Annotated in this window: 8 protein-coding genes and 1 pseudogene; all 9 read left to right on the top strand. The window is 42.8% G+C overall.

Annotated features, from left to right (window positions below; all coding sequences use genetic code 11):
* Positions 1–453 (top strand): annotated as a pseudogene (locus tag ACTHSP_RS15480) (phosphate acyltransferase PlsX); the annotation flags it as partial.
* Between the two features lie 152 nt (positions 454–605).
* Complete coding sequence (locus ACTHSP_RS15475; protein WP_036492865.1) at positions 606–1568, top strand: beta-ketoacyl-ACP synthase III; 963 nt, start codon at positions 606–608, stop codon at positions 1566–1568.
* A gap of 51 nt (positions 1569–1619) precedes the next feature.
* Entirely contained in the window at positions 1620–1967 is a 348-nt protein-coding gene (locus tag ACTHSP_RS15470; protein WP_036472721.1) for a DUF1294 domain-containing protein, read from the top strand.
* Between the two features lie 9 nt (positions 1968–1976).
* Positions 1977–2903: an ACP S-malonyltransferase gene (gene fabD / locus ACTHSP_RS15465; protein ID WP_308111593.1), complete on the top strand. Its 927-nt coding sequence runs from the start codon at positions 1977–1979 to the stop codon at positions 2901–2903.
* Positions 2904–3201: 298 nt separating this feature from the next.
* Complete coding sequence (locus tag ACTHSP_RS15460; RefSeq protein WP_049328892.1) at positions 3202–4251, top strand: hypothetical protein; 1050 nt, start codon at positions 3202–3204, stop codon at positions 4249–4251.
* A gap of 121 nt (positions 4252–4372) precedes the next feature.
* Positions 4373–5221: a glycosyltransferase family 2 protein gene (locus ACTHSP_RS15455; RefSeq protein WP_049351986.1), complete on the top strand. Its 849-nt coding sequence runs from the start codon at positions 4373–4375 to the stop codon at positions 5219–5221.
* A 6-nt stretch (positions 5222–5227) separates the two neighbouring features.
* Positions 5228–6052, top strand: coding sequence for a capsular polysaccharide synthesis protein (locus tag ACTHSP_RS15450; protein ID WP_049351969.1), 825 nt, complete (start codon positions 5228–5230; stop codon positions 6050–6052).
* Positions 6053–6133: 81 nt separating this feature from the next.
* Positions 6134–6880 (top strand): 3-oxoacyl-ACP reductase FabG, encoded by a 747-nt coding sequence (gene fabG, locus ACTHSP_RS15445; protein ID WP_003682193.1) that lies wholly within the window; start codon positions 6134–6136, stop codon positions 6878–6880.
* A gap of 268 nt (positions 6881–7148) precedes the next feature.
* Positions 7149–7495, top strand: a 347-nt coding sequence (locus tag ACTHSP_RS15440; protein ID WP_440346340.1) for a cation:proton antiporter, incomplete at its 3' end; no start/stop codon positions are given.

The following is a 7495-nucleotide window of genomic DNA, read 5'->3' as shown; positions in this document are numbered from 1 at the left end:
AGCAAACTCAACTTCATCGGCAATATCGAAAGCAACAGCGTTTTGTATGGCGAAGCCGATGTCGTTGTCGCAGACGGGTTTGTCGGCAACGTTATGCTCAAAACCATCGAAGGCGCGGTTAAATTCATGAGCGGTGCCATCCGCCGTGAATTCCAAAGCACCCTGTTCAACAAACTTGCCGCCATTGCCGCCCTGCCCGCGCTCAAAGGTTTGAAAGGCAAACTGGATCCGCGCAAATTTAACGGCGCCATCCTGCTTGGTTTACGCGGTATCGTGATTAAGAGCCACGGCGGAACCGATGAAGTCGGCTTCCGTTATGCTTTAGAAGAAGCCTACCACGAAGCCAAATCCGCCGGCCTCGCCAAAATCGAACAAGGCGTAGCCACCCAGTTGGCTGCTTTGGAAGCCGCCAAAGCAGAACTGGAAGCTGCCACTCCAGCAACGGAAGCTTAAGGCTGATATACACAGGTCGTCTGAAACTTCAAAATGTTCAGACGGCCTGTTTTTATCTTTAATCACCGACTTCATTCTTAATATTGGGAATTTTCCCATTTTCGCTTACAATACCCGACTATCTGAATCAACTCTCTAAAAAGGCCGTTCTCATGCAATATGCCAAAATTTCCGGTACAGGCAGCTACCTTCCTGCCAACCGCGTCAGCAATGACGACCTTGCAAAAAAAGTGGACACTTCCGACGAGTGGATTACCACGCGTACAGGTATCAAATTTCGCCATATTGCAGACGACAACGAAAAAACCAGCGACTTGGCCGCCGAGTCAGCGCGCCGCGCCTTAGCAGATGCCAATTTGCAGGCTGACGATATCGATCTGATTATCGTCGCCACAGCCACTCCCGATATGCAGTTCCCTTCTACGGCAACCATCGTGCAGCAAAAATTGGGCATTGCCAACGGCTGTCCTGCCTTTGACGTACAAGCCGTGTGCGCCGGTTTTATGTATGCCCTGACCACTGCCAATGCCTACATCAAAAGCGGCATGGCGAAAAACGCTTTGGTTATCGGTGCGGAAACCTTCAGCCGCATCGTCGATTGGAACGACCGCACCACCTGTGTCCTCTTTGGTGACGGTGCGGGCGCGGTTGTCTTAAGCGCATCTGACGAACCGGGCATCATCCACAGCAAACTCAAAGCCGATGGCAACTACCTCAACCTTTTGAACGTCCCCGGACAAATCGCCAACGGCCAGGTTTGTGGTTCACCCTACATCAGTATGGACGGCCCCGGCGTATTCAAGTTTGCCGTCAAAATGCTGTCTAAAATCGCAGATGACGTTATCGAAGAAGCCGGTTACACTGCTGATCAAATCGATTGGATTGTGCCGCACCAAGCCAACAAGCGCATTATCGACTCTACCGCCAAACACTTAGGCTTGAGCATGGACAAAGTCATCTTGACTGTCCAAGACCACGGCAACACGTCCGCCGCCTCCATTCCACTGGCACTGGATGTCGGTATTAAAAACGGCCAAATCAAACGCGGACAAAACCTCTTGCTCGAAGGCATCGGCGGCGGTTTTGCCTGGGGTGCGGTTTTGGTGAAATACTAACGGTTGGGCCGTCTGAACACCCTTTTCAGACGGCCTATTCTGCTCAAACCCATGAAATCCCTAACATTTGCACTCTGCATCAGCAGCCTGTTTTTAAGCATAACGGCAGCAATATTGCCCAAACTGGCAACCGCCTATCTCGCACTGAGTGCATACATTTTCCTGCTTTACTGCCTAGACAAACAGCGCGCACGCAATCACGGCAGACGCATACCCGAAGCAAAATTACACCTGCTCAACCTGCTTGGCGGCTGGCCGGGCGGTTATTGCGGCAGCCTCGCATTCAGGCATAAGACCAGCAAACCTAATTTTGTCCGCACCTTCCGGCTGACCGCCGCAACCAATACTGTCGCCACCCTCCTTCTGCTGGCAGACACCCTCAAACATTCAAACCAATAAGGAATTACCATGTCTTTCGCATTCTTCTTCCCCGGACAAGGCTCACAAAGCCTAGGCATGATGAACGGCTTTGCCGAGCAAGCCATCGTTAAAGCCACATTTGACGAAGCTTCCGCCGTATTGGGTCAAGACCTGTGGGCAATGATTAACGGCGAAGATGCCGAATTAATCGGACAAACCGTCAACACCCAGCCCATCATGCTGGCTGCCGGCATTGCTACCTACCGCGCCTACTTGGAAGCCGGCGGTAAAATCCCTTCCGTCGTTGCAGGCCACAGCCTCGGCGAATACACCGCCCTCGTTGCTGCCGGCGCATTGGATTTCGCAGACGCGGTCAAACTGGTCCGCCTGCGCGCCGAACTCATGCAATCTGCCGTACCGCAAGGCGTAGGCGCAATGGCCGCTATCTTGGGTTTGGAAGATGAGCAAGTCAAAGCCATTTGTGCCGAAGCTGCACAAGGCGAAGTCGTTGAAGCCGTCAACTTCAACTCCCCAGGCCAAGTTGTGATTGCCGGCAATACCGCCGCAGTCGAACGCGCCATGGCCGCCGCCAAAGAAGCCGGAGCCAAACGCGCCCTGCCGCTGCCTGTTTCCGTTCCTTCACATTGCAGCCTCATGAAGCCTGCAGCGGAAAAGCTTGCCGAAGCATTGAAAGACATCACCATCAAACAACCGCAAATCCGCGTCATCCATAACGCCGATGTCGCTTCTTACGATGATGCCGACAAAATCAAAGATGCCTTAGTACGCCAACTGTACAGCCCGGTGCACTGGACAGAAACCGTCAACGCGCTTGTTTCCGAAGGCATCACCGAATCCGCCGAATGCGGCCCCGGCAAAGTCCTTGCAGGCCTCGCCAAACGCATCAACAAAGAAGCCGCGTGCAGCGCATTGACCAATGCCGACCAAGTGGCTACATTTATCGAAGCCCACTAAAACGTTTTTAGACGGCCTTCCTCAAAAAGGCCGTCTTTAATTCTTGAATATAAACCAGTAAAATAACAACAAAAAAGATGGGGAAGAAATCCTAAATCAGAAAATATAGGCATTTACAAGAAGATTCATCTTAATAACCGTTTTTAATGCATATTTCAAACTAAGTAACTTTGCCAGACTCCTGCCTGAATGAATATAAATATCAAAATTGTAAATACTGGAATTAAGTCGCCTAACTTATTGGCAACTTGATTACGAAAACACCTTCAACAAGTTCTAATCAATATAAGAAATAGTTATGAGTAAAACAATATTATTTGGAATGCCTACTGTATCCGGATTGTATAAACTAATTGATAAAAATTTGAAATACCATGGTTTTAAAGTTATTAATATTACAGAAGACTTTGAAAACTTCCGTTATCCTTCTATTTCTAGTTGGCTAAAAGTAAAATGGAGTAAATTTATTTACAAAGATATATCTGCTAAAAAAAATTTGAAATGTTCAACATTACAGAATATTATTACAGAGAAAATTAAGAATATTGGCGAATTAGACTACGCTTTATTAATTAGTGGCGACATATACAATAATGATTTTATTCAATTTCTTAATAAAATAAGTCAAAATGGTGTAGTTAATTATCAATTTGACGGTTTACATCGATTTCCTTCAATTTATCCCTTAATAAATGAATTTAATAGATGTTATGTTTTTGATTCAAATGATTTATATTATTCGGAATACCATCTCTTTCCTGCAACAAATTTCTATTTTGACTATGAGCTAGATAACCTTCCCGAAAGAACAGTAGATTTCTACTTCACAGGTGTTCATATGGACTCCCGAGCAAAAGTAATTGCTAATTTTGGACGCTATGCAAAAACAAGGAATAAGAGTACTGACATAAATATATTTTGGAAAAGATACGCAGATGGCAGAAAAATATACCCTGATGAGAGCATTACACTTATTGATAAAACAATCAGCTTTGAGGAAAATATTAAACGTGCCCAACATGCGAAAGTATTAATTGACTTTGTTATTGATAAGCATAATGGCTTATCTTTTCGCACTTTCGAAGCACTAGGAAATAAACAAAAGCTGATTACCACAAATACACAAGTAAAATACTATGATTTTTATCACCCTAATAATTTCCTAGTTTGGGATGGATATGATTTTGCACAACTAGATGAGTTTTTAGCAAAACCCTACGTTGATATTGATGAGAAAATTCGACAAAAGTACAGTTTTAAAAATTGGATTAGTTATATACTACAAATTCAACCATATAAAGAAATAAAGCTTCCAAATCCAATAGAAGATATAAAAGTCAAACCATAATGATAGGCCCATATAAAAAATCAAAAACTTACTATCATATTTTGGGATAAATGTCTTTTAAATTTCTATTAACATGGAAATTAAACTTATAATTTAACTGAAAATTAAAAACAGGGCGAAAATGCATAAACATCAACCTCTTATATCCATTATTATTCCATGCTATAACTCAGCTAATTACATTAAGGAAACTTTATTAAGTATTTATCACCAGTCTTATCAAAACTTTGAAATTATAGCTATTGATGATGGTTCAAACGACAATACCTTAGAAATTCTATATGAAGAAGCAAAAAAAGAATCTAGATTAAAAGTACTTTCACAAGAAAATACTTACTGCGTCAAAGCTCGTATTCATGCTATTCAATATGCCCGTGGCGATTACCTTGTTTGTCTAGATTCAGATGATCTTTTGGGAATAGACTATTTGAAAGTATGTGTAGATGCAGCTGAAGCTGATAAGAAATTAGCAATTGTATATACCGATGCCTTTCTTTTTGGTGCGAGAAATGAACCATGGAAGTTACCTAAATTTGCCTTACCAGACTTTTTACTGCAGAACTGCATCTATATTACCGCCTTAATCCGAAAAAAAGATTACGATGCAGTGGGTGGCTTTGATAGCAACATGACTTTTATTGAAGATTGGGAACTGTTTATTTCCATCATTAAAAATGGTGGGAAAGTCAAACAAATTCATCAACCTTTATTTTACTACCGACAACGACTCGACGAATCATCAGTGAGTAATTTAGCCTCTGATATAAAAGTCTCAGACAACCTACTAAGAATTTATAACAAACACTATGATTTTTACAAAGAAAACGGGATTTTTCTACAACTTTTAACTTCATACACACTAAAACAATATGAATTAAAACGAAAAAAATATAACAACCCTTTGAGAAAATATTTTTATAAATGGTTCAACCCCAGAAGATATCAAAAAATCCAACCCTACTTGGAGTAGTAGCTAATGAGACGAATATTAAAAAAAATATTTCATACTTGGAAAATACAACGTCAGCTTCAAGCAAATTATCGTTTCATTTCAAGTAATCCTTATATATATAAATCAGAAAACTATCCAGATAGTTTTCTAAGTAAAGTTATTAAGCAAACAACATTCATAATTGACAAGAATCCCGTTCCTAGAAAAATTTACACTTTTTGGACTGGTAACAATCCAATGTCAGAATCCCGTCAATCGCATTTTGAGCTTCTGAAACTAGTTTCAGGAGTAGAAGTGGTATTGATTACTCCAAATAATTTATCAGAATATATTTTACCTGAGTATCCACTGCACCACGCATTCAAATACTTATCCTTAGTACATAAAGCTGATTATCTACGTTGCTATTTTATGCATCATTACGGTGGAGGTTATAGTGATATTAAAGCTGCTCAATACAATTGGAGTCCTGTTTTTGACACTTTAGATTGTAGTAATGCATATTTTATTGGCTATCCTGAGATTAAAGCAGAAGACTTAGCACCTGTTGAAGGCAAGATTGGCGAAGATATGCAATGTTATTTTAGTATCATAGCTGGAAATTGCGCCTATATTTTTCGCAAACAAACCCCTTTTACTCAAGAATGGTACAACGAACTATTAAATAGAATGGATAATTACGCTGAGCAACTGGAGAATAATCCTGGTAACGTTCTAGGTAATAACCCCGGATACCCTATCCCTTGGACAAATATATTAGGAGATATATTTCACCCTTTATGCTTGAAATATACTGATAAAATTCTCCTTGATAATACTTTACGTCCAAATTTGGAAAACTATCGTTAAATTAATAGCGTGGTTGACATCCAAACATTTAACTACTATTTATACAGCATGTGATATAAATAGTATCAAAAAGGAAACAGCATGAGTACACAAGATTTGAGCGGCAAAATCGCTTTGGTAACCGGCGCTTCTCGCGGTATTGGTGCGGCGATTGCCGATACTTTGGCGGCGGCCGGTGCAAAAGTTATCGGCACGGCTACCAGTGAGAGCGGTGCGGCTGCAATCGGCGAACGCTTGGCACAATGGGGCGGCGAAGGCCGTGCATTGAATTCTGCCGAGCCTGAAACCATCGAAAACCTGATTGCCGACATCGAGAAAGAATTCGGCAAACTGGATATTCTGGTCAACAACGCCGGCATTACCCGCGACAACCTCCTGATGCGCATGAAAGAGGAAGAGTGGGACGACATCATGCAGGTCAACCTCAAATCTGTGTTCCGCGCCTCCAAAGCGGTATTGCGCGGCATGATGAAACAGCGTGCCGGCCGCATCATTAACATCACATCCGTTGTCGGCGTGATGGGCAATGCCGGTCAAACCAACTATGCGGCCGCAAAAGCAGGCTTAATCGGCTTCTCCAAATCTATGGCGCGTGAAGTCGGCAGCCGCGGCATTACCGTCAACTGTGTTGCCCCCGGCTTTATCGACACCGATATGACCCGTGCCCTGCCAGAAGAAACCCGCAAAACTTTTGAAGCGCAAACTTCTTTGGGCAAATTCGGTGAAGCGCAAGATATTGCCGATGCAGTCTTGTTCTTAGCTTCTGATCAGGCAAAATACATTACCGGTCAGACACTTCATGTCAACGGCGGCATGTTGATGCCTTAAACCGTTTGTTTATTTAAAGGCCGTCTGAATATTTCAGACGGCCCTTTTTGTCAACCAAAACACTACTTTACATTCTATCTTGATATAATCTTAATAATCCGTTAGATAACGCTCGAAACAGTAAGTCCAAATAAACATGATACGGGAAATCAAATCGCAGAAATGAAGTTCGTTCTGTGCGTTTTTATTTGGGTTTACTGTCGGTTTTCGACGTGTTTCAGACGGCCTATATAACAATAGCTACTTTTAACGAAAGGCCGCCCACTCTATGCACGAATTCTCCCTCGGTCCCATTGTCATTGTCCTGTTGGTTTCCGTCATTACGGTTATCTGCTGTCGCAAGTTCAACATTCCTTCCATGCTCGGTTATCTTTTGGTCGGTTTTATTGCCGGCCCGGGCATGTTCAAACTGATTCCGCAAAGCCACGCTACCGACTATTTGGGCGAAATTGGCATTGTATTCTTGATGTTCAGCATCGGTCTCGAATTCTCCCTGCCCAAACTCAAAGCCATGCGCCGCCTCGTATTCGGCTTGGGTGGTTTGCAAGTCATCATTACCATGCTCTCGATTATGGGCATTTTGATGGCAATGGGCACGCCGTTTAACTGGGCGTT

Source organism: Neisseria sp. P0001.S005 (assembly GCF_051963715.1).
This window is presented reverse-complemented; position numbering and strand designations above follow the sequence as displayed.

Coding starts and splice junctions, on each gene's coding strand:
- ACTHSP_RS15450 (WP_049351969.1), top strand. CDS start 5,228: ATGAGACGAATATTAAAAAAAATATTTCATACTTGGAAAATACAACGT.
- fabG (WP_003682193.1), top strand. CDS start 6,134: ATGAGTACACAAGATTTGAGCGGCAAAATCGCTTTGGTAACCGGCGCT.
- ACTHSP_RS15455 (WP_049351986.1), top strand. CDS start 4,373: ATGCATAAACATCAACCTCTTATATCCATTATTATTCCATGCTATAAC.
- ACTHSP_RS15475 (WP_036492865.1), top strand. CDS start 606: ATGCAATATGCCAAAATTTCCGGTACAGGCAGCTACCTTCCTGCCAAC.
- ACTHSP_RS15460 (WP_049328892.1), top strand. CDS start 3,202: ATGAGTAAAACAATATTATTTGGAATGCCTACTGTATCCGGATTGTAT.
- fabD (WP_308111593.1), top strand. CDS start 1,977: ATGTCTTTCGCATTCTTCTTCCCCGGACAAGGCTCACAAAGCCTAGGC.
- ACTHSP_RS15470 (WP_036472721.1), top strand. CDS start 1,620: ATGAAATCCCTAACATTTGCACTCTGCATCAGCAGCCTGTTTTTAAGC.